Source organism: Acinetobacter lwoffii, from assembly GCF_022809915.1.
GTDB classification, from domain to species: Bacteria; Pseudomonadota; Gammaproteobacteria; order Pseudomonadales; family Moraxellaceae; genus Acinetobacter; species Acinetobacter lwoffii_M.
The window spans coordinates 45,974-68,989 of sequence record NZ_JALGQY010000011.1 but is presented as its reverse complement, the minus strand read 5'-3'; the positions used below and the strand labels follow the sequence as shown (position 1 = coordinate 68,989).

Annotated in this window: 29 protein-coding genes and 8 tRNA genes; 17 read left to right on the top strand and 20 right to left on the bottom strand. The window is 42.8% G+C overall.

Annotated elements, in window-relative coordinates; all coding sequences use genetic code 11:
- Positions 1 to 16 precede the first annotated feature (16 nt).
- Positions 17 to 235 carry a helix-turn-helix domain-containing protein gene (locus tag MTX11_RS07730; protein WP_191112822.1) on the bottom strand — a complete coding sequence of 73 codons (219 nt, stop codon included), beginning with the start codon at positions 233 to 235 and terminating at the stop codon, positions 17 to 19.
- Between the two features lie 123 nt (positions 236 to 358).
- Here MTX11_RS07730 and MTX11_RS07725 point away from each other — a divergent pair, with 123 nt between their 5' ends.
- From MTX11_RS07725 to MTX11_RS07665, 13 genes are all read left to right on the top strand, one after another.
- Positions 359 to 1,069 (top strand): XRE family transcriptional regulator, encoded by a 711-nt coding sequence (locus MTX11_RS07725; protein ID WP_243474801.1) that lies wholly within the window; start codon positions 359 to 361, stop codon positions 1,067 to 1,069.
- Between the two features lie 195 nt (positions 1,070 to 1,264).
- The gene (locus MTX11_RS07720; protein WP_243474800.1) at positions 1,265 to 1,612 is read left to right on the top strand and encodes a hypothetical protein; all 348 of its coding nucleotides are present in this window, start codon (positions 1,265 to 1,267) and stop codon (positions 1,610 to 1,612) included.
- Complete coding sequence (locus MTX11_RS07715; protein ID WP_243474799.1) at positions 1,602 to 1,949, top strand: hypothetical protein; 348 nt, start codon at positions 1,602 to 1,604, stop codon at positions 1,947 to 1,949. The genes MTX11_RS07720 and MTX11_RS07715 overlap by 11 nt, the downstream gene beginning before the upstream one ends.
- Positions 1,946 to 2,158, top strand: a complete 213-nt coding sequence (locus MTX11_RS07710) for a hypothetical protein (RefSeq protein WP_243474798.1) — start codon at positions 1,946 to 1,948, stop codon at positions 2,156 to 2,158. The genes MTX11_RS07715 and MTX11_RS07710 overlap by 4 nt, the downstream gene beginning before the upstream one ends.
- A complete protein-coding gene (locus MTX11_RS07705; RefSeq protein WP_243474797.1) occupies positions 2,155 to 2,451 on the top strand; it encodes a hypothetical protein in 297 nt (98 codons plus the stop codon). The genes MTX11_RS07710 and MTX11_RS07705 overlap by 4 nt, the downstream gene beginning before the upstream one ends.
- Before the next feature lie 60 nt (positions 2,452 to 2,511).
- Positions 2,512 to 3,336 carry an ATP-binding protein gene (locus tag MTX11_RS07700; RefSeq protein WP_243474796.1) on the top strand — a complete coding sequence of 275 codons (825 nt, stop codon included), beginning with the start codon at positions 2,512 to 2,514 and terminating at the stop codon, positions 3,334 to 3,336.
- Positions 3,333 to 3,737, top strand: a complete 405-nt coding sequence (locus MTX11_RS07695) for a hypothetical protein (RefSeq protein WP_243474795.1) — start codon at positions 3,333 to 3,335, stop codon at positions 3,735 to 3,737. Before MTX11_RS07700 ends, MTX11_RS07695 begins: the two co-directional genes overlap by 4 nt.
- A 1-nt stretch (position 3,738) precedes the next feature.
- Positions 3,739 to 3,972, top strand: coding sequence for a hypothetical protein (locus MTX11_RS07690; protein WP_243474794.1), 234 nt, complete (start codon positions 3,739 to 3,741; stop codon positions 3,970 to 3,972).
- A complete protein-coding gene (locus MTX11_RS07685) occupies positions 3,972 to 4,358 on the top strand; it encodes a hypothetical protein (RefSeq protein WP_243474793.1) in 387 nt (128 codons plus the stop codon). The genes MTX11_RS07690 and MTX11_RS07685 overlap by 1 nt, the downstream gene beginning before the upstream one ends.
- Complete coding sequence (locus MTX11_RS07680; RefSeq protein WP_243474792.1) at positions 4,358 to 4,771, top strand: hypothetical protein; 414 nt, start codon at positions 4,358 to 4,360, stop codon at positions 4,769 to 4,771. Before MTX11_RS07685 ends, MTX11_RS07680 begins: the two co-directional genes overlap by 1 nt.
- Positions 4,764 to 5,078, top strand: coding sequence for a hypothetical protein (locus MTX11_RS07675; RefSeq protein WP_243474791.1), 315 nt, complete (start codon positions 4,764 to 4,766; stop codon positions 5,076 to 5,078). Before MTX11_RS07680 ends, MTX11_RS07675 begins: the two co-directional genes overlap by 8 nt.
- A complete protein-coding gene (locus MTX11_RS07670) occupies positions 5,075 to 5,386 on the top strand; it encodes a hypothetical protein (protein ID WP_243474790.1) in 312 nt (103 codons plus the stop codon). The genes MTX11_RS07675 and MTX11_RS07670 overlap by 4 nt, the downstream gene beginning before the upstream one ends.
- Entirely contained in the window at positions 5,386 to 5,697 is a 312-nt protein-coding gene (locus tag MTX11_RS07665; RefSeq protein WP_243474789.1) for a helix-turn-helix transcriptional regulator, read from the top strand. The genes MTX11_RS07670 and MTX11_RS07665 overlap by 1 nt, the downstream gene beginning before the upstream one ends.
- Before the next feature lie 61 nt (positions 5,698 to 5,758).
- On the opposite strand, the gene MTX11_RS07660 is transcribed toward MTX11_RS07665, so the two are convergent.
- The 10 genes from MTX11_RS07660 to MTX11_RS07615 all read right to left on the bottom strand — a co-directional run bounded on the left by MTX11_RS07660 (position 5,759) and on the right by MTX11_RS07615 (position 9,432).
- Positions 5,759 to 5,844 (bottom strand) — tRNA-Leu (locus MTX11_RS07660).
- 377 nt (positions 5,845 to 6,221) lie between these two features.
- Positions 6,222 to 6,306: transfer RNA gene (locus tag MTX11_RS07655), tRNA-Leu, on the bottom strand.
- Between the two features lie 39 nt (positions 6,307 to 6,345).
- Positions 6,346 to 6,419: transfer RNA gene (locus MTX11_RS07650), tRNA-Trp, on the bottom strand.
- Positions 6,420 to 6,454: 35 nt separating this feature from the next.
- A tRNA-Leu gene (locus tag MTX11_RS07645) sits at positions 6,455 to 6,539 on the bottom strand.
- Positions 6,540 to 6,578: 39 nt separating this feature from the next.
- Positions 6,579 to 6,652: transfer RNA gene (locus tag MTX11_RS07640), tRNA-Trp, on the bottom strand.
- Positions 6,653 to 6,687: 35 nt separating this feature from the next.
- Positions 6,688 to 6,772 (bottom strand) — tRNA-Leu (locus MTX11_RS07635).
- Between the two features lie 39 nt (positions 6,773 to 6,811).
- Positions 6,812 to 6,885, bottom strand: a tRNA-Trp gene (locus tag MTX11_RS07630).
- Between the two features lie 35 nt (positions 6,886 to 6,920).
- Positions 6,921 to 7,005, bottom strand: a tRNA-Leu gene (locus MTX11_RS07625).
- A gap of 107 nt (positions 7,006 to 7,112) precedes the next feature.
- Positions 7,113 to 7,934 (bottom strand): protein kinase domain-containing protein, encoded by an 822-nt coding sequence (locus MTX11_RS07620; RefSeq protein ID WP_243474788.1) that lies wholly within the window; start codon positions 7,932 to 7,934, stop codon positions 7,113 to 7,115.
- On the bottom strand, positions 7,921 to 9,432 hold the full coding sequence (locus MTX11_RS07615) for a DUF3336 domain-containing protein (RefSeq protein ID WP_243474787.1): 1,512 nt from the start codon (positions 9,430 to 9,432) through the stop codon (positions 7,921 to 7,923). Before MTX11_RS07615 ends, MTX11_RS07620 begins: the two co-directional genes overlap by 14 nt.
- A gap of 189 nt (positions 9,433 to 9,621) precedes the next feature.
- Here MTX11_RS07615 and MTX11_RS07610 point away from each other — a divergent pair, with 189 nt between their 5' ends.
- Both MTX11_RS07610 and MTX11_RS07605 read left to right on the top strand, forming a co-directional pair.
- A complete protein-coding gene (locus tag MTX11_RS07610; RefSeq protein WP_243474786.1) occupies positions 9,622 to 10,494 on the top strand; it encodes an ATP-binding protein in 873 nt (290 codons plus the stop codon).
- Entirely contained in the window at positions 10,484 to 10,897 is a 414-nt protein-coding gene (locus tag MTX11_RS07605; protein ID WP_338129135.1) for a DUF6176 family protein, read from the top strand. The genes MTX11_RS07610 and MTX11_RS07605 overlap by 11 nt, the downstream gene beginning before the upstream one ends.
- Positions 10,898 to 10,998: 101 nt before the next feature.
- Here the strand turns inward: MTX11_RS07605 and MTX11_RS07600 are convergent, their stop codons facing one another.
- The 3 genes from MTX11_RS07600 to tsaD all read right to left on the bottom strand — a co-directional run bounded on the left by MTX11_RS07600 (position 10,999) and on the right by tsaD (position 14,714).
- Positions 10,999 to 12,045 (bottom strand): hypothetical protein, encoded by a 1,047-nt coding sequence (locus MTX11_RS07600; protein WP_243474840.1) that lies wholly within the window; start codon positions 12,043 to 12,045, stop codon positions 10,999 to 11,001.
- A 488-nt stretch (positions 12,046 to 12,533) separates the two neighbouring features.
- Positions 12,534 to 13,493, bottom strand: coding sequence for a sensor domain-containing diguanylate cyclase (locus tag MTX11_RS07595; RefSeq protein ID WP_004646617.1), 960 nt, complete (start codon positions 13,491 to 13,493; stop codon positions 12,534 to 12,536).
- Between the two features lie 204 nt (positions 13,494 to 13,697).
- Positions 13,698 to 14,714: a tRNA (adenosine(37)-N6)-threonylcarbamoyltransferase complex transferase subunit TsaD gene (tsaD, locus tag MTX11_RS07590; protein ID WP_243474784.1), complete on the bottom strand. Its 1,017-nt coding sequence runs from the start codon at positions 14,712 to 14,714 to the stop codon at positions 13,698 to 13,700.
- Positions 14,715 to 14,861: 147 nt separating this feature from the next.
- On the opposite strand from tsaD, the gene rpsU reads away from it, so the two are divergent.
- Positions 14,862 to 15,077 (top strand): 30S ribosomal protein S21, encoded by a 216-nt coding sequence (gene rpsU, locus MTX11_RS07585; RefSeq protein WP_001136722.1) that lies wholly within the window; start codon positions 14,862 to 14,864, stop codon positions 15,075 to 15,077.
- A gap of 33 nt (positions 15,078 to 15,110) precedes the next feature.
- Complete coding sequence (locus MTX11_RS07580) at positions 15,111 to 15,557, top strand: GatB/YqeY domain-containing protein (protein WP_004280076.1); 447 nt, start codon at positions 15,111 to 15,113, stop codon at positions 15,555 to 15,557.
- 69 nt (positions 15,558 to 15,626) lie between these two features.
- Here the strand turns inward: MTX11_RS07580 and MTX11_RS07575 are convergent, their stop codons facing one another.
- From MTX11_RS07575 to purF, 6 genes are all read right to left on the bottom strand, one after another.
- Positions 15,627 to 15,986: a hypothetical protein gene (locus tag MTX11_RS07575; RefSeq protein ID WP_243474783.1), complete on the bottom strand. Its 360-nt coding sequence runs from the start codon at positions 15,984 to 15,986 to the stop codon at positions 15,627 to 15,629.
- 106 nt (positions 15,987 to 16,092) lie between these two features.
- Positions 16,093 to 17,535, bottom strand: coding sequence for a M48 family metalloprotease (locus MTX11_RS07570; protein WP_243474782.1), 1,443 nt, complete (start codon positions 17,533 to 17,535; stop codon positions 16,093 to 16,095).
- A gap of 116 nt (positions 17,536 to 17,651) precedes the next feature.
- The gene (locus MTX11_RS07565; RefSeq protein ID WP_243474781.1) at positions 17,652 to 18,617 is read right to left on the bottom strand and encodes a 2-hydroxyacid dehydrogenase; all 966 of its coding nucleotides are present in this window, start codon (positions 18,615 to 18,617) and stop codon (positions 17,652 to 17,654) included.
- A 22-nt stretch (positions 18,618 to 18,639) separates the two neighbouring features.
- On the bottom strand, positions 18,640 to 19,284 hold the full coding sequence (locus tag MTX11_RS07560) for a hypothetical protein (RefSeq protein ID WP_243474780.1): 645 nt from the start codon (positions 19,282 to 19,284) through the stop codon (positions 18,640 to 18,642).
- Between the two features lie 203 nt (positions 19,285 to 19,487).
- A complete protein-coding gene (locus MTX11_RS07555; RefSeq protein WP_243474779.1) occupies positions 19,488 to 21,377 on the bottom strand; it encodes a M48 family metalloprotease in 1,890 nt (629 codons plus the stop codon).
- Positions 21,378 to 21,466: 89 nt separating this feature from the next.
- On the bottom strand, positions 21,467 to 23,002 hold the full coding sequence (purF, locus tag MTX11_RS07550) for an amidophosphoribosyltransferase (RefSeq protein WP_180038885.1): 1,536 nt from the start codon (positions 23,000 to 23,002) through the stop codon (positions 21,467 to 21,469).
- Positions 23,003 to 23,016: the final 14 nt, after the last annotated feature.

Sequence of the window (23,016 nt, the reverse complement as noted above, 5' to 3'; positions counted from 1 at the left end):
TTTAGACACAAAAGCCCTAGCTATTTGCGGTAGCTGGGGCTTTCTCGTTTCTGGTGGTTTCAACTTCATGAATTACGCAAAGAGAAATAAGTTTCTGCCCTGTTTCATAATCCACATTCTTTCGCTGACCAGATGACAGCAAAGAGATAAACGGCTGAGAACAACCAGCCAAAGCCGCTAATTCCTTTTGGGTCATCTTTTCCAGCAACTGATTAATAATCGATTCCCAATTCATAGAACGACCTTCCTTATAACTTAGGTTATAATTTATAACTTTTGTTTTGACAAGTCAATAATCCATGTTATTTTAAATTACGTTAAATTATTACACAGGTAATTATTTGTTATGGGTCTTCTTATGGTTGGTTTAACTTGCGGTGATCGAGTTAGAGAGGCACGCACTAGATTGGGATTGTCACAATCGGCACTGGCTAAAAAGTCAGAGGTGTCGCAAGCCGCTATTTCTAAAATTGAGAATAATGAGACTGATAACTCAAAATATATTGCTCAGGTAGCGAAGGCTTTAAATACCTCAGTGGATTACCTGATCTATGGGAAAGAGTACATAAAGAAGCAGTCTGGAAGCCTTAATGACTTTGTTGTGGTCGGTGGTGAAAACCCAGGTGAAAAGCCAAGCGTTGATGAATATATTCTTGTCCCTCAGTTTGATATCTATGGCTCATGTGGCGGTGGCTCTATCATAGACAGCGTGGAGGTTAAGGGTGGCCTGGTATTTAGCCGACAGTGGATTAGAGAGCAAGGCTTACCTAATCCAGATGATCTGCGTGTGATCTATGCGAAAGGCGAAAGCATGTACCCTTCTATTGAAGATGGTCAGGTGCTTTTAGTTAATCCACACGACAACACACCAAAATCAAATAAGGTTTATTTCCTTTGTATTGATGAGCAATATTATGTGAAACGCCTTATCAATATGGTGACGCACTGGGTAATCAGATCGGATAATCCAGACAAGGTTCAATACCCAGACATCATACTGTCACTAGAAGAAATTAGAGAAAAAATAGAAATTGAAGGTCGCATCTGCTGGAAGGGCGGATCAATGTAAATACCCTAAATTATAAAGGCGCTCATGTAGCGCCTTTTTTATTACAACCGTTATAACAAATATTATAAATAATATTCTCTATGTTATTGACACTTCTTTATAACTTAAGTTATATTAATTTCATCGAAACAAAGAAAAGCCCCAGCGTGCTGCGAACCACCTGAGGCATGACCCACCCTAGTGAGTGAAATTATTATGAATACAAAAGTTGATGAAGGCAAGTTGATTAGCGGGAAAGAAGCGCTGATTGCCTTGGCGAATGATCAAGATGTTGAATACATGGATACCAGCAATACCTTTAAATCTCTAGGATGGAGTAATGCTTTTGGTCTGGAGACGAACTTATTCTTTTCAGATCGTTTTAAATTCCGCCTCAAACCTCGCACCATCTTAATCAATGGTATTGAAGCGCCAAGCATAAAAAAAGAATCAGCGATTTATAGAAGCAATGACACTGTAGCAATTGTCTGCGAAAGCTTTGAGGAGGCTGAATTAATGTGCCTAGCCCTTCGTCAAGTATTCGGAGGCAGCCATGACAACTAAATCCAATATTCTCAAGTCTGCATTCATTGCAGCATCAATCAGCGCGGGGATAGCAGTAGCTTACGCTTTCCAGCCTGCCAAAGTTGCTGATGATAATCCTCAAGTGGTTATCACGGCTCAAAAATATGAAGTGCTTAAACGCACTTGCCATGAAACCTGTTTTGCTACTGTCAAAGCTGACGAATACAGCATCTATGTCGAGTATGCGCTGGATGATGCCTCAGTCGAGTTTCTGGACATTCTGAACGTGGTGCATTTTGACAAGACTGTGAATGCCTATGTTGATCGTTATGAGATTGAAAAAATTAATGCTGCGATTGCTGGGGGTGTGAAGTGAATGCATCTGAAAAACGTGAATTGCTCGAAGCCATGGATATTTTGATTCGTCGCCCAGCAGCAACCACCGAGAAAACAATGCTTGTGGCTATTCAAGGCTTTGGAAAGCTTCTTGAAGAACTGACTGATGGCTACATGACTGTAGTTCCAGTTGAAAAGAAAAATATTGATAAGGCATTTAAAGATAAAGCCATGGGGGTTAAGTCATGAACACTTACGCTCAATTCTGTGGATGTGGTGCGGCAATCCAGTCTATCGAAGTAGTCCGCGCTGAAAGCCAGTTGATCCACCTGGCAGAAGAAATGGAAAGCATGTCCACCGCTGATGATGTGATCAAGGTTGAAGGCAACACGATCACTCTGACTTATGTAGGTCGCGGCATGGAAATTATTTCCCTTTGTCTTGATGAAAAATATTCAGACAGCACACGTATTCAATATGCACGTGAAAACATGGCGCGACTTGAGAAGATTAAATCTAATCTTGTTTCGTGGGCTGCTTAGGAGAAGGTTATGAATATTGAAAACTTCACGTTCACCAAAGCGGAACGTAAAAAAGCAAAATTGAAGCTCAATCTGAGTGGCCCATCTGGTAGTGGAAAGACTTACAGCGCATTACTTTTGGGTAGTGGTCTGGGTGAGCGGATCGCGGTGATTGATACCGAAAATGAGTCGGCTTCTCTTTACGCTACAGACTTCACTTTTGACACGCTGACCTTAAAACCACCATTCACCCCAGAGCGTTATGCAGGTGCTATTCAGGCTGCTTGCCACATGGGTTATGACGTGCTGATTATTGATAGCGCATCGCATGAATGGACTGGAACTGGTGGTTGTTTAGAGATTAATGACCTAACAGCGCGAACTAAATTTAAGGGTAATACTTGGTCGGCTTGGTCAGACACCACACCGCGTCACCGCAAGTTCATTGATGCAATCTTGCAGACCGATATGCACATCATCACCACGACACGCGCCAAAACTGAAACAGTGCAAGGTGAAGGTAAGAAGATTCTTAAATTAGGCATGAAGTCTGAGCAGCGCGAAGGGTTTGAGTATGAATTGACTGTGGCTCTTGATGTGGTCCATGACAATCACTTTGTTATTCCATCGAAGGACCGTACCCGCCTATTCAATCCAGATGGTGAGCAGATCACAAAGGAAACTGGTCAGCGCCTACTTGCTTGGCTTAACGATGGTCGATCTCAGGAAGAAGCACTGCTTGAGGCATATCAAGAAGCTGTGGAGCGCATCGGGAATACGAAAGATATTGCAGAGCTTGGCATCATCTATTCACAGTTCCGAGGCACCGATTATGAGCAGCAGATCATTGCTCAGTGTGCAAGCAAGAAGGCTGATCTAACTCCACCACAAGGAGCACCATCATGACAACACATATGGCATGGCTCCCAACCGGTGAGCGCATCGAAGTGACAGAGCGTAAATGTGATGGGTATACACATCCTGTATTTGGGGTTTACACCCAGTACGAGTATGTTGACGGGATTGGTGAGCGCATCCTCCCTACTCACATATTGTCTTTCGCAACCATTACACGCGACCAGATTGATTTCGAGTCGCAATTTGGAAAGCTGTATTTCAAGCCTGACTTTAGCAAGCTGGATAACTTGATGTACCGCAATGAAATGATACGAGCTGTTTATTCATTATGGCGTGAAGCGAAAGGTTTGCCGATTGGCGATCCTGAATATAAGGCTACTGAGGTTTTGGATAAGCCGGTGGCGCAGCCTGAATATTACCGTGCTGGCACTCAGTTTGTAGGGGATTGATATGAAAAAACCAACTCTAGTCCATCCGCTCATGACTGAAGCATTCATTATCTGGCTGCTCAGTATTGGCTACAGAGCAGCGATCAATCAGCATGGTGTTCGTTTCTTTTGTGAAGTGGTGAATAAGAACTTTCCGCGTGATGTGGTGATTGCAGGCACTGGCCGATTGAATAAGCCAGCAACCCAATTGTTTGAAGAATTTAAGAAATATAAGCCGTTTGGCGAGGTGGCGTGATGGAAGATAACAAATTGTGGTGCGTAGGAATATGCCCTGAAGATGATAGTCCGCATGGGCAGTCACCTGCTGCATCAAAAGAAATTGCTGAACGTGCTTTGGCTCGCTACAGAGCAATGACTAAGGCTGAAGGTAATCAGTTCATGATCGAATCATTTGATGAATACTTTCAGGTTCAAGAATGGGAAGGCACAGATGAAGAACATCAGGAACAAATGTTTTATACGGAAGATTGGTTTAAAGAGCCGATGTACCAGTGCTTTGACCTACCAACAGCATGCAAAGTTTTTGAATATGGTGAGATTGTTAAATGCTACAAAAAAGGCTCATCACCACTTACCACATCAAATTTTGAAGAAGCCAAGCGCTTCTATGAGGTGGCGTGATGGATATTCAGAAGATTGATTTAAGACGTGGTGATTTTGAAGGGATGCACCCAAAAGCAAAACTGTTTGGCTTTGATGAAGATAAAAAGCTATACACCGGAGATGGTGTTGAGAGCATTAACCGCCAGTGGACGACTTGGTGCGCGTGTATTGGTATGTTGCACTTGGGTGGTAAGGAAGCCCAAGCGATGCCGGAAGGATTTGTTTTGGTTGAGAGAGTTCACCCCGATGCCATAGTACACAACCAAGGACTCGGTCTTTTTAAGGAATGCCAAGTTATTTATGGTTGGGCTGGTAAATCCAAAGACTTTAAAGACGCTTTGAATAAGGGATTTTATCACGGAGTTAAGTTGGGCGCTAAAGCCGTATTGGAAACTGCCATGATCGAAGCACAGGAGCCAGCCAATGACTGAAATTCAATTAACCAACGTGCAGTTCGCCCAGCTTCAGATCGATAACCTTGTGGCCAAAGACAAGCCATATAACGAAACATGGTCTGCCGGTGATGTTGGCTCATTCAACGCGATTTTAAACGCGGTGGATTATGACAATGAGTTCACCTATCACATGCGCGGCTGGTCGCGTCAACGAGTTAAAAGCGGTACTGGCGGGATTATCACAGTGGATGAAAGTAATGCAGATAAGTTGTATCACCTGTTCACCTGCTATTTGAGCAAGTTGCCGAGTGATGTGGTGAAGAGTTTGGGAGAAGTGTCTTGAAGCTGATTGAGAGGTTGGGTGGGTATGAGGCTGCAAAAGCCGAGGGAGAGGAATGGGGTTTTGATGACTTCCTGAATAATCAACTTCTCGAATACCGCCGCCAGCACAATATTTTTGAAGCGGGTGATGTTGCGGTAAGTGTGGATGGAGAGCCTTACTTGCATAAGGTGGAACTTGGAACATCGAAAGCGCATTGCATCAAAATATTTTCACATGATATGGCGCATTCTTACTGGGTGCATGATGTCAACTATAGACACGCTACAGATGCAGAAATCGCAGCAGGTAAAAGATTGGAGGTGTCCTAATGGAAGTTGGCTCAAGCCGATGGATGCCTGAGATTTTCGCCATGTTTGAAGAGCTTAAATCTCAGAATCAATATCTGGTTGAGAAAGTCGAGCGCCTGGAAGAAATTGTAGACAAGAAGCCTTTGACACTAAATACCGCTGAAGCAGCAAAAGTTTTGGGATATTCAGCAGAATATGTGAGAAAGCTTGATCGTGATGGTAAAATGCCAAAACGTGTGTCGAAAGATGGACAGCGCTCTCGATGGAATCGATCTGATATTGAAAAAATGGCTAAATCTAGAAAAACTGGAAGACCGAGAAGCAACTCTTAAAAGTAAGGGTTGCACCAAATATGCACCAAAGCATTGTAAGTTATTGATTTTATATAATGTATGGTGGGGATAGAGAGACTCGAACTCTCACGCCCAGAAGGCGCTGCGACCTGAACACAGTGCGTCTACCAATTCCGCCATATCCCCATGGCTGTGTATATTATAGCGATCAGACCTGATTCACAAGTAGTTCTATAAAAAGCTAAATACTTTTATATCAAAAATTAATCAGTTAATTCCCTATTGAGCAAATACTGCTCTATTTAGACCAATATATAAAATTGTTAGACACCATGGGACTGATCCATATAACATTTAAATTATTGAATATACAGATCGCATGAATTATTGCAGCAATACAATGAAATTTACTAAAGCCCTGCCCTTGCAATCATTCGCTAGATAATTTAAGCCCAGAACGCATTGATGTTCATCAATCTTGACAGCAAAAATCTGATACTAAAAAAACCGCCCTCAAATTTCAGGCAATAAAAAAGCAAGGCATTTGCCTTGCTTTAATATGATGGTGGGGACGGAGAGACTCGAACTCTCACACCTCGCGGCGCTGGAACCTAAATCCAGTGCGTCTACCAATTTCGCCACGTCCCCATCAGGGTACCAACTTAGCGTTGGATTTTTTTCAAACTTTGGCAGAGGATCAAGGATTCGAACCTTGACGAACGGTTTTGGAGACCGTCATGCTACCATTACACCAATCCTCTACTTCCACCCAATATCCAGTTACCCAAATATCGATTGGTGGGGACGGAGAGACTCGAACTCTCACACCTCGCGGCGCTGGAACCTAAATCCAGTGCGTCTACCAATTTCGCCACGTCCCCATCAGGGTACCAACTTAGCGTTGGATTTTTTTCAAACTTTGGCAGAGGATCAAGGATTCGAACCTTGACGAACGGTTTTGGAGACCGTCATGCTACCATTACACCAATCCTCTACTTCCACCCAATATCCAGTTACCCAAATATCGATTGGTGGGGACGGAGAGACTCGAACTCTCACACCTCGCGGCGCTGGAACCTAAATCCAGTGCGTCTACCAATTTCGCCACGTCCCCATCAGGGTACCAACTTAGCGTTGGATTTTTTTCAAACTTTGGCAGAGGATCAAGGATTCGAACCTTGACGAACGGTTTTGGAGACCGTCATGCTACCATTACACCAATCCTCTACTTCCACCCAATATCCAGTTACCCAAATATCGATTGGTGGGGACGGAGAGACTCGAACTCTCACACCTCGCGGCGCTGGAACCTAAATCCAGTGCGTCTACCAATTTCGCCACGTCCCCAATGGCTGTGTATATTATAGAGATCATTTCCAGCTGACAAGCCGTTTATCATAAAAAAACACTCGTTTGATTAAATAAGAAACAATCCGAGTTTTATTGTATTTTTCTCATTCAATTTCAGTCATTAAGTAGTCTTTAACCGCTTGAAAATCGGCCAATCTATGCTGCTTCTGCTTACTTAACATTTCTTCTAATAAGCCTTGAAAAGCCTGTAAGTGCTGCGGTAACTTAACTTTCAGACGCTGACAATGCAAAAAGGCCCAATCCAGATAATCTGTCGCCTGTAAACGCTGACCACTCAACCACTCATAAAAAATAACACCCAAAGCATAAACTTCACTTTGTAAGCTTTTAGCTTGGCCTTGAAACAGTTCAGGTGCCATATAACGCGGTGTCGCATTCAGTTCATGCAGGCCATTCTGATGGAGTGTTTGAACATGCTCAAAATCAAGCAGGCAAACCCTGCCCTGATTATTTACAAAATGCTCCTGCTTTAAATCGGCATGCAAATAACCCAATTCTTGCAGACAGATTAAAGGCTCCACAGCTTGCAGCAAATGTTGCCAAATTTGCGTGATAGATTGCTGATGCGGCATGACCTGAAAATGCGCCGGCGCATCGACCAGAATCAAGGCCTGTTCAAAGTTTTCGTGATTAATCGTGAAAGGTTGTTGAATAATTTGATGTGGAAGGAAAAAATTCAGATCGCTTGATCTGGCATAAGCCTGATAAAAATTCAGCTCATGTTGCCAGCCTACTTGAACGTGCGGAGATGATTTTAAAGTATTAGAGCTATTTGGTATCTGGGTTTTTAACCACAGCGCATGCCCTCCAGCATAATAAAGACGCCGACCAAAACCCAGACTACGGGCTTTGGTTCGTAGTTCAAAATCAGAAATATCGAGATGATCTAAATTAAGTCGTGGCAATGTATTCAGGTATTGGATTAAGTGTATGCTGATAATTTAGCAGCTCCAGACAATGCTGAATAGTTTTCCCGACCCGTTCCTGAGTCTCAATGAGGGAGATTTTTGGCCAAGTAGCCCGCTCCCCTTCACGCTGTAAAATTTTAAACAGATACGGCCGCGGATTTTGCAACATATAGCTATAGTGGCGTAGGCTATATTTACCGACAATATTCACATCACCATAATAACTCTGGTCAACTACACCATAGCCATGATCCAGTAGACGGCGTACAGGAGGCAAGCTACCGGCATGTTCCCGGGCGAAATCCATCATTCCTTTGGTAATCACCGCGCCCTGACGGCGAACAATTCGTTGTGGCCAGCTCAAAGTACCTTTACGGAAACGTGAAATATCATCCTGCATGAATGGCACGATATGCGGGTTGGTCTGACTAGCAATGGTATAATTGATATTATACAGGCGTGCCATTTTCTCCTGCGGAAAATCACTGCGCACGCTGCCATCCACCCAGCGGGTTGAACCCATATAAGGCGTATATTGACCATCATAGCGCTTACTGGTCAAACGAACCGGTGGAAACAGAACCGGCACCGCACAAGACGCCAGTACCGCACTCCAGACCAGCAAATCCGGAGAAGTATAGGCATTTAAAATGCGTGCATCCTGTCCAGCATCATAAGGTGCAACCGCAATATTGATATGCAGACCTGATGTTTTGAGTGCTTCTTCGAAGGTCAGATCACCCAGATTTTCGACCAGAAATTTTTTTAGATATTTTACATCCGCCAGACCACCATTACCTTTCATCAATTCACTCATGGTGCGGAAATGAAAAGCCTCATGAAAGAAATTATGGCCTTTCAAAATATCAATATATTGCGAAGGTTTGGATACACCTAACATGGCGGTCATGATGGCACCCGCACTTGAACCGGACATTACCTTCGGCAACAAGTCCTGCTCCATTAAGGCTTTGCATACACCAGTATGAAACAGACCCAGCGTCGAACCACCGGAAAACATCAGGGCTGGCTGGCCATAGGCGCGCTGACAATGCTGAAAATATTCGATTTTTTCTTCCATACTGAGACAGGTACAGTCTATTGAAGCAATATAGGCTAAGCCTTGGCTGACTTCTTCGACATAATCTTCAATAATTCTTTTAGTGCCCACATAGGCTTCGGTAAACAGTAGAGGATGGGCAATGTTGGCAATATCGTAGCTCAGGCCTTCGCGCAAAATATACATCAGGTCACGGGTGCGCTTTTGTTGTCGATAGCGTCGTAATTTACCCAGACGATGTGCGATCACTTCTGCATCAAAGTAGGGTGAACTGTTATCAAATTTCCATTCCTGTGCACCTGATTCTTCATCTATTTTCAGGGCGATATATTTCCATTCCTCATAGGACTCAGCCTGTTGCAGCTGCTGCTTGAGCTTTTTAATACGATAGGCCTGATGTGGATTAATATCCTGAGTAAAATCTTTAAACAGCATCTGCCTTCTTCCCTATATTTATTCTTGATACAGCTAGTACCCAGAGCCAGAAAATATGTACAAATTTTCTATCCTCTACAATAACGAAAATTCTCTACTTTAAGCAAATTATCATACTTTGCCGGCTTTGACTGTGAATTTTGCAATGGTACTATCTTAGCCATAATTTTAAATCTGTAATGTTAAATCATGGCGAAAATTGAGTTACCTGACCATATTTTAAATACCCTTTCGACTGTTCTGCAGCAACTTCAGCAAAGTCTGCCCGAACTGAAACAAATTCCTGATTTTTCTGCCCATGCCTATAAGTGGCAACAGGGTGAACTCAAACCGATTCATCAGCTTAGACAGATGGAACTGGCCGATTTAAAAGGGATTGAGCGACAAAAAGAAAAAGTCATCCAGAACACGTTGCAGTTTTTAAACGGCTTACCTGCCAATGATGTCTTACTGACCGGTTCACGCGGTACGGGTAAATCCTCCATTGTTCGTGCCCTACTCACCGAGTATGCAGATCAAGGGTTACGATTAATTGAAATCGAACGGGATGATTTATCCGATCTGCCTCAAATTCAGCAACTCATTGCAGAGCGTCCAGAGAAGTTTATTGTCTACTGTGATGATCTGGCCTTTAATGCCGAAGATGAAAATTATCGCAGTTTAAAGAGTGTTCTGGATGGTTCTTTACAGTCCGGTTCCAGCAATTTTGTGATTTATGCGACCAGTAACCGTCGTCATTTATTACCCGAATTCATGCATGAAAATACGCCCGTTACCCGAGTTGATGTGCCGCAATATACTGAATTACATCCTCAGGAAGCGATTGAAGAAAAAATTTCACTGTCTGACCGCTTTGGTTTATGGCTGTCTTTCTATCCAATGGATCAGAACCTGTATTTGGAAATTGTCGAACATTACCTCAAAAAGGCAGGCATGGAACTCACGCCAGAAACCCGTGCTGAAGCCCTACGCTGGTGTCAGGCACGCGGTCAACGTTCAGGACGTGCTGCCTATCAGTTTTCCAAGCACTGGATTGGTTCAACCCAACTAAATGCCTCTTAAGAACTTAAAAGCGACCGGTTCAGGTCCCTTTTTTCATATAAATCATTTATATAATGATGATACTCAAAAGAAAATTAAAATTATGGATGTCGGCGCAGTTCTCATTCAACTTAAGCCCTTACACATGCAGCAAGTTCATGACTGGCAGCGTACTTTGAAAGCACGTCAAGACGAAGTAATTGAAACGCTTAAGGCTGAACAGGTTCATGTCGAGTCCTGGTTCTATCTGCAACTTCATGGTCAGGACTATTTGATTGCATATATGCGCGCCGACAATATTCAAAAAGCGCAAAATATTGCAAAACTCAGTACTTTCCCAATTGACCAAGTGCATAAACAGTTTAAAACTTCATGGCAAGCGGTTTATCCCGCCGAATTGTTATTGGATGCTACAGTTACCTGATTTATTAGCACGGCTATTCAAAATAGTTTTGTAATAAAGACTTCTCCCCAATCAATAATAAAAAAAGCCCTGGAAATACAGGGCTTTTTTGACATCTCGAATTATTGTTTATCACCGATAATGGTAGACCATAGCAGGTCATCAATTTCACTGCCATTGAAATAAACAGTAGCCTTCAATGATTCAGGCTGGTTCTGTTTGACCTCAATTACCTGATCATCGCTGTCCTTAATTCTAAGCACGCCCTCTTTTGGCAAATGCTTATAGTTATTTAATACGGTTTCATCCATTTTAAATGGTGTCGTGGTATTAAAATCAAAACTGTAACGATAATCTGCCAGATCAGGCTGACCGATAATCGTACCACGACTGGTTAAGGTACGAATCCCATTACTGCCACTGCCATAATCATCGACCAAGCTGTAATTATAATTACGCACCTGCAGATATTCTTTGCTCTTTGTATCAAACGCGATTCCAGAAGTACCTGCCTGACCGGTCTCGGCGATACGCTGAAATTCCAACTGATCGATTTGATAAGATTCGGATTCACCCATTTCATTTTTAGTTTTACGATGCACAATTGTGCCAGAAATCAGGTAGTCGTCCTTGAGATTAAAATCTACATTTGAACCATAACGGACATTGCTAAAGCTTAAAGTCGTCGTGTCACCATTCACCGTCTGAGTAATGTTTGAGCCTTTACGGTAAGTTTTATCCAGAATAATACAGTTATCTTTATCTGTTTTTAATTTCAGGGTTTTGACCGAACCAGTGGTATTGACTTCCGAACAGATCAGATTTGGATATTTAATACTATTGATGCCCAAATTATAAATTTTGATAATACGTGCAGTACGCCCATAAGGATAATCTGCGAATACTTCTCCAATCATGTGACCTAGAGCAACATTATAGTCGGTATCATTACTGGTATTTCCGGAAATTTTATCGCGAATTTTCTTTACAATATCCTGATCTTCAAACGGGACAAACTCCTCTGAAAGCTCAGGGGAAATACTTTCCTTAGGAACATTTGGAGGTGTAGTGACAGTAGGACTGTCTGAGCTACTTCCCTCACCACCGCCACAGGCACTCATTAAACCCGAAACAAGAGCAAGTCCAAAGATAGAAATCTGCTTTTTTATAAAATTTATTCCCTAAAATTTCTTTGCATTTTTATTTGGTGATCACTAAAGATTGGCCATCTCGAAACTGAACAGCTCAAATGCTATTTCTGCCGGTAATGTTTTTTCTTGGCAACCAGTTTTATCCTTAGATAGCGCTTTATTTTTAAACAAAGAAATTTTTGGTTCTGTAATTTTAATGTATATTTCAAACAACAATTATCATAAGAAATGAAGTGCTTATTTGAAGCTCGGTCCTTACCAGAGTCACTTTTCAACACGATTAAAGCGCATTTAATTAGGTCAATTTACTTTGCAACAAAGCTTATAAAATTTGTAATGGTTAAGTTAAAGATGGATTGAATTTTCTTTTTATGGAGAATCATGTCCAACTTCTACACATAGGTATGAAGGAGAATATTAAAAGATAGGATGACTTTAGAACATAGAAAATGATCATTTTTATAATATGAAATACTTAATTATTTACAGAAGATTTAAAGCGTCAATTATTTTAGATTGGTCACGGATTCACTGAATTTTTTCCGACGCTTATATTCAAACATGTTCTGATCCGCTTGTGCGAGCGCTGCAAATAAACCATGACCAGGATGACGCATCGCCATACCAATCGCTGCGCCAATGTTTGCTGCTGCAAAGGCATTAATTAAACGATCCACTAAACTTTCAGTACCCGTTTCATCATTTTCCACGCTAAGAATCACAAACTCATCACCACCCAAACGAGCAACAATATCATTGATCCGTACATTATCTCGTAATATTTGCGCTGCATTTTGAATCAGTTTGTCACCTTCATCATGACCTAAATTATCATTCACTTTTTTTAGGTCATTCAGGTCAATAAATAATACAGCGGCGGGATGACCATATTGCTTGCAACGCTCTTCTTCTGCTCGCAGCAGTTTTTCCCAAGCGCGACGATTATAGAGCCCGGTCAATTCATCTTTACTGGCTTCTTCCTGCAATAATTCATGCTGTCTCATCTGCTCACTCTGACGTAATTCTGCCTGCAAGATCGAACTGAGTAATTGTCCCAACAACTCGACCAGTTGTATATCTTGCACAATAGCTTCTGATTTGGTTTCTGGATCAATCGCACAGAGCGTTCCAAACAAACTGCCATCTTCTTTAAGGAGTGGCTGACCAATATAAGATTTTATACAGACCTGCTGATTAATCGGCGCTGTGGCGTATAAAGGAATTTCTTCAGAGCGGGGGGCAATTCTCGGGGCCTTACCTGCGACCATATGAGAACAAAAAGAATCAGCCCACTGAAACACTTGACCGGGTCGTATATCATAACCATGATCTTCACTTTGCAGTACAATCCAGTCTTGGCCTTCTACCCGGGTGATCATCCATAAATTAAAGCCAAAATGCTGATGCAAAAACTTTAACACCGCCTCTCCAGCATCCTGAAAACTTTTGAAATTTATATTTTCCATTCGAGATTGCCTCTGCTGCAAACCTGTAAAAATATGCATGATATCAACTTAAGCTATTAAACTATTTTTCCAGTTTCAATAGAATATAAGAGTTCTAAATACAGCTATAAAACTATATATTTACAACATACCGTTGCTATAAGTTTTCATTTAAAAATTCACAATAAAAAAGAGGCCTAAGCCTCTTTTCTTCAAGCCTGAAATCTATGCCTCAGTCGGATTAGTCAGTTCCGTCATTGGCCAACGTGGAGTTGTCGTCACAGCCAAGCCATCATGCTGTCCTGCTTTGAGACGCTGATAGCCCGCGAAAGCAATCATGGCACCATTGTCTGTACAGAGTGCAGGTTCAGCATAATAAACAGATGCACGAATCTTGGCTAAATCTGCTTCTAAACGCTCACGTAAACGCTTGTTGGCACTAACACCGCCCGCAATCACCAGGCGTTTAAGCCCCGTTTGCTTCAGTGCTTTCACCGACTTTTTCACCAGAGTATCGACAATGGCTTCCTGAAAACTGGCAGCGATATCGGCATCGCGGTTTTCATCACCAAGTTTTTTCATCTGTACAGAAACAGCTGTTTTTAAACCACTGAATGAAAATTCTAGGCCTTGATGCAGCATTGGACGCGGGAATGCAAAGGCATTCGGGTCACCCTGCTCCGCCAGTTTGGAGATATTTGGACCACCTGGATACGGCAGACCCATCATCTTCGCGACTTTATCAAAGGCTTCGCCTGCCGCATCATCAATAGATTCACCCAAGAGTTCATACTGGCCAATGCCATAAGCTGCCATAAGTTGTGAATGCCCACCTGATACCAACAATGCAACAAATGGAAACTCAGGTGGAGTTTCTGACAACAAAGGTGCCAGCATATGACCTTCCATATGATGCACACCAATTGCGGGTTTATTCAGCGCAAAGGCCAAAGTACGACCAAACAATGCACCTGTCATGAGTGCGCCCATCAGACCTGGGCCACGGGTATATGCCACTGCATCAATTTCTGATTTGCTCACGCCGCTCTGCTCAAGCAGCTCATTGATGAGTGGAATCAGTTTACGCACATGATCACGTGACGCCAGCTCTGGAACTACACCGCCATATTCTGCATGCAGTTTAATCTGGCTATAAAGCACCTGTCCGCGCAAACCCAACTCGCTGTCATACAGCGCAAGTCCTGTTTCATCACACGACGTTTCCAAGCCTAAAACGATCATTAAACTGCCTATAACCTGTATCAATTCTATTGCAGCAACTATTATAGACTTGTGGTATGAGATGTAAATGAGTAAAATACTGACCTTCACTTGTGATTGAGGGCAATTCAGCCCGAGATCTTACCCTAACTGATATGAGGATTCTTCATGCCACAAGTTAAATTGAAAGAAGGCGAACCAGTAGACGTAGCTATCCGTCGTTTCAAACGTTCATGCGAAAAAGCGGGTGTTCTTGCTGACGTACGTAAGCGTGAATTCTACGAGAAACCAACTCAAGAACGTAAGCGCAAAAAAGCTGCTGCTGTTAAACGCTACCAAAAGAAATTGGCGCGTGAATCAGTACGTACGACTCGCCTTTACTAAGATTAATTTGTGATTGATTGCCTGGAATAAATAATGACGACTTTAAAAGACCAAATCACGGATGTTTTGAAAGCAACAATGCGTGCCAAAGAAATGTCCAAGCTGACGGTCATTCGTAGTCTACAGGCAGCAATTAAGCAAATCGAAGTCGATGAGCGCAAAGAACTTGACGACGCTCAGGTTCTTGCGGTCATTGAAAAACAAATTAAACAACGTAAAGAATCGGTTAAAGCCTTTGCAGGCGCTGGCCGAGATGATTTAGCTAGTAAGGAACAAGCCGAAATTGAGATTTTGTCTCAGTTTCTACCAGAAGCTATGACTGAGGAAGAACTTGATTCCATGATTGCGCAAGCTATTGCAGCGCAACAAGCTACTAGCATGAAAGATATGGGTAAGGTGATGAATTCTCTGCGTCCGCTCATAGCCGGGCGCGCCGATCCTGCACAAGTTTCCGCCAAAATCAAAGCGCAACTTGCTTAATCCCTACTTTCTAGCATTTCCTCTTTAACGTTGAACTGCCTTTAATCAAAGACAGTTCCTGACGTATTCTTATTGCAAATTACAATCGACCTGATAACGCTTAAGTAATTGCATCTCTTTAGACGATTTCATTTCTACAATTACATCCTGTTTACTCATATTTTGAAACTTACGATCCAGATAAGCACGATTCTGGTCAGCGGCTTGATATAAACGATCAACATAGCGTCCTACTATTCCACAAAATTTTGCATTCTGCTCAGGACTAAATCCCTGTTGCTGCGGATTTAAACCACTTAAAAATTGACGCGATTCCTTTTTATAATCCGCATTAATTCGTTCTACCGCTTCTACATATTCAACTGCACTCGCAGCAAAAACCCCATAATTCCACCCCAGTAGACACACGCCCAATAGTATTTTTTTCATATCATGCTTCGGATTTAATCACACTAATATTTAGAAAGATTGTAGCCTGATTGAATATATTCTTGCCATAACATCCTGATACAAAAACTTAAAACCCAGTTCAGCTTTAAATCTTATATTGATGTGCCTGCTGCATCTGTTTCAGACGTTGGCGAATGGCGGACGATAAAGATTGATTATTCTTTACGCTACGCTGTGCATGTAATAATGATTTGATCGCAGTTTCTTCATACCCTGACCAATATTCTACTTCTGCACGATAGCGCAGCACATTAGCAGCCTTGATCGGCGAATCCGGCTCTACATTGGCAGCAAGCTGCATCAGTCGCCAGCCACTCACATCCCGTGAATTGGCATTTAAAAATCGCTGCACTAAAATTTTTGCCTGATCAGGTTGCTTGGCACGAATCAACACTTCTGCATATTTATAATTGAGCGCTCGATTCTCCGGCATGATCCGCGCTGCTGACGCTACACTTTTCAAGGCAGCATCAAGCTGGTTCTGCGCTAAATAAATATCGGTCTGAAATAAAACCTGCAAAGGATGCATCTGATTATGCTTTTTTGCTCGATTTAAAGTAGCCTGCGCGGCCTGAAAATCACTTTGCTGTATTTGATAGGCAGTTAAGGCAAGCTGGCCTGCAAAATTATTTTGCCGGTCCATCAGGATAAGCTGCTCTGCATTGGTCTGACCAGACAATACCCTGCTATACCACTTGATAATTTCAAAGTCTTGATCATTGAGATTGCGTTTCACCGCAGGAAGCTGGTTGGCACGTAAACGCGCCTCACTCATACGCTCTGTGGTGAGTGGATGAGTGAACCAGAAATCTGGCAGAAAGCTCAATCGGCTGGTCGAGCGATGCATGACCTCAAAGAAGTCTGCCATGCTATGCGGGTTATAGCCGGCACGATACATATATTGCATACCAATCCGGTCTGCCTCACGCTCCTGATTACGGCTATAAGTGAGCTGTTTATCCATAAGTGCTGCCTGTGAACCCATCATGACCGCTGTGCCGACATCACCATCTGCCTGAGAAGCGACCAAAGCACCGACGAGAATTCCAGCTAGCGCCAGTAAACCTTGCCCTTTAAAGGCATCCTGAGAGCGACTGTAATGACGTTGTGTGACATGTGCAATTTCATGTGCCATCACTCCTGCCACTTCATCCATGTTTCGGGCTGAATTAATCAGACCAGCATTAAGTGCAAAAAGACCACCTGGTACAGCAAAGGCATTAATTTGCGGGTCATTAATAACCAGCAAACCGATCGGCTGTTGCAATTGAGTCTGACTCAGGATATGAGAAAATACTGAAAGCAGCTGATCTTCAAGCCATGGATTTTGCAGGACCGGCATTTGTTTATGCACTTCACGATAGACTTTTTCACCGATCATTTTTTCTTTTTGTTGATCGAGTAAGCCGACGCCTGTACCAATATCAGGCACAGAAAATTGTACATTTGCTTGATTAAAATCATGGTTAGAGCTGTGCCCTGCTACCATATACAGACTTAAGCTACACGCCAGCGCCAATCGTTTCAATGAAAAATCTCTAATCCTGCCAATCTAATGTGTCTTGAATATAGCATTGAACAATGAGCAGAGACGCAAGAAAATGTTATTTTTTAATACCATTTAAACGACGAATCAGATGCATTTTAAAATTTCGGATTGACCACATAACGGGGCACTCGTCCTTCCAAGGCATCAACAAGATTCTGATAGGCCAGTTCTGCCATTTTTTTACGGGTGGCTGCAGTGGCCGAACCCACATGTGGCAATGTAACCACATTATCCAACTGGAATAATTCCGATTCTTTTAACGGCTCTTTCTGATACACATCCAGACCGGCAGCAAAAATCTGCTTAGCTTTTAAAGCTGCAATCAATGCCTGTTCATCAATGACCGAGCCACGTGAAATATTGACCAATACTGCATGGGATTGCATTTTCGCCAATTCCGCTGCTGCAATCAGGGCTTTGGAATCCGCATTCAAATCTACTGCAACGACCACAAAATCAGAACACTGTAACAGTTCATCAAGCTGGCAATATTGCGCATTCAACCCTTGAGCGAGTTCTGGTTTTTCCCGGCGATTATGATACAGAATATTCATATTAAAACCATAAAAACCACGACGTGCGATTGCTGCTCCAATATGACCAAGACCAATAATTCCCAGGGTTTTTCCAAAAATATCCATGCCAAATTGTGCTTCGCCCACGGTACGCTGCCATTGTCCCTGCTTAGTCCATTGATCCAGATAAGCTACTTTGCGTGCTGCTGACATCAGTAAAGTAAAAGCCAGGTCAGCAGTGGTTTCAGTCAGCACATGCGGCGTATTGCTCAGATAGATTTTCTTTTCATTTAAATAATCCAGTTCATAGTTGTCATAACCGACACTGACACTGGAGATAATTTTTAATCGGGTGGCACTAGTCAGATTATCACGATTCAGCAAACGCCCTGCGCCAATCATGCCATCAGCATCTTGAACCTGCTGTAAAAGCTGTTGATTCACATCGCCCAGCTTGGGTTGTATGTAACTCACCTGATAATTTTGTTCCAGCTTGTTTTGAATATCAGCATCAATTTGACTAAATACAACCACTTTTTGTTTCATCTATTTTTATTCCACAGCAAGATTATTCCAGACTGACAGTCCTATTTTGCATAAACTGCCATAAACGTTTTTTTAGAATTGGTTGATCCAGCATTTCTTGTAAAGATGCCAACTGGATCATTTTCGTGTTTGATATATGCGCTACAGGCCCCAGGAAAATAATATTTTTCTCTGCACTCATTCCATCTAGAAAGCCCTGAATATAGGATTCTACACCACGTCCATCCTGAACATTGGCCCAGGGAAATGGCCAGTTCAGCTCATGAAACTCACCTGGGACTGTACGCTGGATATTGCCCCATAAATTCTGGGTGTCTTCGGTCATTGCAGTTGCATCAATCACGATACTGCAATGTGCCAGACTTAAAGCCTGCAAACTGAATGGCGGGATTTGTACGATTTCACGCTGTTCCTGAACAGGTGCAATGTGAGTCGGTGCCGCAGGTGGTGTATCAACCTTAAGCGTAACAATTGGCTCTGGCTCAGGAATCGGTAGATCAGCCAAAGCCTCTACGGAAGCAGGCTGTGGTAAGACGATATGGGTGTGAAATTCAGGTGCAGCCTGATCACGCCAGATCGAAACCTGGTGCGGCTGACATGCGCTATCCCTAGGAATCCAAAGATCGATTCCTAATGTTGCCAGTATGTCACGCTGATGCCCAATCATCTTTTCATCATCACCAATTTCAGGCTGAACATTTTAGCCGGATTGCCTGTGCTTTGCCGAACTTTTTCAGCTTTTCTTTTTTTCCTGATGGATTCTAGTACAAAGTTTAGCTGCATGCTAAAAACCGTATTTTTAATACACAATTAAACCATTCCTGCTGTTATAACAGATTCCGGCTAAAGCTGCGCGTTCTCATTTATTTTCTACAGAATGGTTAAACTGTTCTTCTTTAACATTTGCTGAACGACTTGCTCTGCCTCAAAACCCAAGCGCCAATACAACAGCTCCATCACGTCCAGCTCATCCTGTGTCACGATACGGTCACTCCACAAACAGGCTTCTGCAATACCTAAAATACTGAGACGATCACGCAATAACAGCCCCGCAATATCATTCAGGATTTCTGCTAGATCAATCGGATCATCAGAAATTTCATTATATAAGTCCAGTTCCTGAACGGTCAGAATCCGGTTTAAAATCCGCTCCCGCACCTCAAGCTGGTTGCCGCTATTAATCTGCTGTACATGCAGCAAGGCGTCGATCAAACGCACAATCTGTGGCTTGACTTCATCGAGTGCTGTAGGCGTATGTGCAGGAAGCAAATTCAGTTCGTATTTCACACATTCCAGTAATAATGCATCCAACAGGCCAATTTCGCCATCTTCCTGAATAATCCGTGCCAGCTTCATCAAAAACTGGCGTGCAACAGTTGTCGGCATGCCACCAATATTGTTACAAGCTTGCTGGAAAATCGAGATATGCACCCGCCCGTCCAGATTGAGCAATGAATCTACAATGGCACGGCTAACTTCAGCCTCAGTCGGAATAAATTCACGATATTGACGGATCATTAAAATGGCGACCATCACTTCACGAGAACCAGTTGCGGTTTGTAATGCACGCTCAATCAGTTCCGGACGTGGCATCTTGAGCCGAAGTTCCGGATTCAGTGGTTTGATCGCATCTTTAATCGCAAAACTGATCGGAGACAGCCGCAATAATGGCAAAGGCTGTGGCGAGCTCCAGCTCATTGCAGTTTCAGGCACCACTTCTTCTAAAGAACGGAACAAACTAAACAAAGGCTGATTTTTGAGTTTTTTCAGATTCTCAAGCTGTAAGTCCTGAATCAAGGCAGGATTTAATTCATAAATCCGCTGATTGATATTGGGATGAATATTCAGCCAGTTTTGTGGGCTCAAGGAATTGGCAAAGCACATATGTGAAATGGATTCAGCATATTCACTATAAATCTGGGAGCCAGAATGATGCACATGGATTCTGAGTAAAGTCTGGATATTGGCATCATTTTGAATCAGGCGACGGGTCTTTCGATCATTTTTATAGGTCCGACCACCCAGTGAAATATATTTAATAAAACGGGAAATCAATACGCCCAAACTACCAATCAGCCAGATCACCGCACCGACTGCAACATAGAAAGTTTCAAACTTGTTTTCACGGGGACTACCCGCTCGATAAAAACCGGACTTGGCAATCTTACTGCCACACTGACTAAACGTGGTTAGACTGCTATACAGAATTTTCAAACGGGTATTTTCTGCAGCTTCACCAGAGAGGATTTTATTGAATTCATGGCTGAGCAAGCCATACAGCTCGACTTTATCCAGTGTTTGTATCGCACCCCAAGTCAGGATAATTGCGGTATCCCGCGGACTAAAACCCGCCGTCAGCGCATTGACACCGACTTCATCGGGCAGCACATATACTGCAGGAACATCAATCAGAAAAGTCTCTGCCAACTGTTGGTTAATGTGCAATGCAGCACTTTCTTCGGGAATACTGTCCATCGGACTCAACCGACGCGCACCCAACTGCTTCGCCAGTGAATAACCACCATTCCGAAAAATATAAAACTCGTAGATGACCGAGATCATCATGGCACATAACAGCAAAGCAATCAGATAAGGACTCAGCACATGCCAGAAGATTGACTGGCTAGGATCAGTATAAAAGACAAAGAGACCAACAACGGTATTAATAATAAAAATAGTCAACAGAATTGCAATCAGGCAAAAACTTACAGGTAGTACTATATTTTTGTTTTTTATAAAATCGTATCCTACGTTTCGCAATGCAGAACCCTAAAATGATAATTTTCAATGGGCTCATCATAAAACAAAAAAGCGGGAAATTCCCGCTTTTTCATGATGATTTTAACTACTTAGACTTCGCGTACACCAGTCAAATCCACTGAGGCTGCATCAATATTGACATCAATATAATTGCTTTCTTTCATGGCACTGTCACTACGTTTTTGCTGAAGATCATCCAGATATTGCGCATCAATACCGCCCGAAACATAGATGCCATCAAAGACTGAACAATCAAAGTCTTTGACATCCGGTACTTTGGTGGTTCTTACCGCATCTTTCAAATCTTCCAGATCCTGGAAAATCAGACGGTCAGCACCAATAATTTCACGGATTTCTTCTACGCTACGTTCCGATGCAATCAGCTCAGATTTTGCCGGCATATCAATACCGTAAACGTTTGGATATTTCACCATCGGTGCTGCAGACGCAAAGAATACTTTTTTCGCGCCAGAATCACGAGCCATCTGGATAATTTCATTACAGGTCGTACCACGGACAATCGAGTCATCCACCAACAGTACGTTTTTACCTTTAAACTCAAGCTCAACCGGGTTGAGTTTCTGACGTACCGATTTTTTACGCAGCTGCTGTCCCGGCATAATAAAGGTACGGCCGATATAGCGGTTTTTCATGAAACCTTCACGGAATTTCACACCCAGCATATTGGCAAGTTCTAGCGCTGAAGTACGTGAAGTATCCGGAATCGGAATCACCACATCAATATCATGCTCTTCACCCCACTCACGCAGAATTTTTTGCGCCAGTTTCTCACCCATTTTTAAACGTGCTTTATACACCGAGATTCCATCAATAATGGCATCTGGACGGGCAAAATAAACGTATTCAAAAATACAAGGACGATATTCGGCATTTACGGCACATTGCTTGGTAAAGAAATTACCTTCTAAATCAATAAATACCGCTTCACCTGGCAGAATATCACGCTCAACTTTAAAGCCCAGCGCAGTAATCGCAACAGATTCAGAAGCAATAATATATTCCATACCCTGTTCAGTTTCACGTGAACCGTAGATCAATGGACGAATACCATTTGGATCACGGAAGCCCACCAGACCCTGACCGGTAATCATCGCCACCACGCCATAAGCACCTTTGCAACGCTCATGCACACGTGTTACCGCATGGAAAATATCTTCCGACGTTGGCACCAGTTTGCCATGTTTTTGCAGTTCATGCGCAAACACGTTTAACAGGACTTCTGAATCAGAATCAGTGTTCATATGACGCAAGTCAGTTTTGAACAGGTCATCATGAATTTCTTCGGCATTGGTCAGGTTACCATTATGTGCCAAGGTAATCCCGTACGGCGAGTTCACATAAAACGGCTGTGCTTCAGCACTGCTCGATGAACCGGCTGTTGGATAACGCACATGACCAATACCGTAATTTCCTTTCAAAGCACGCATATGACGGGTATGGAATACATCACGCACCATACCATTGTCTTTGCGCAGGAATAAACGTCCTTCATCACATGTCACGATCCCAGCTGCATCTTGTCCACGATGTTGTAACATCGTTAATGCATCAAACAACATTTGGTTAACGGGTGATTTACCAGCTATACCAACTACTCCACACATAGCAACCTCGCAGA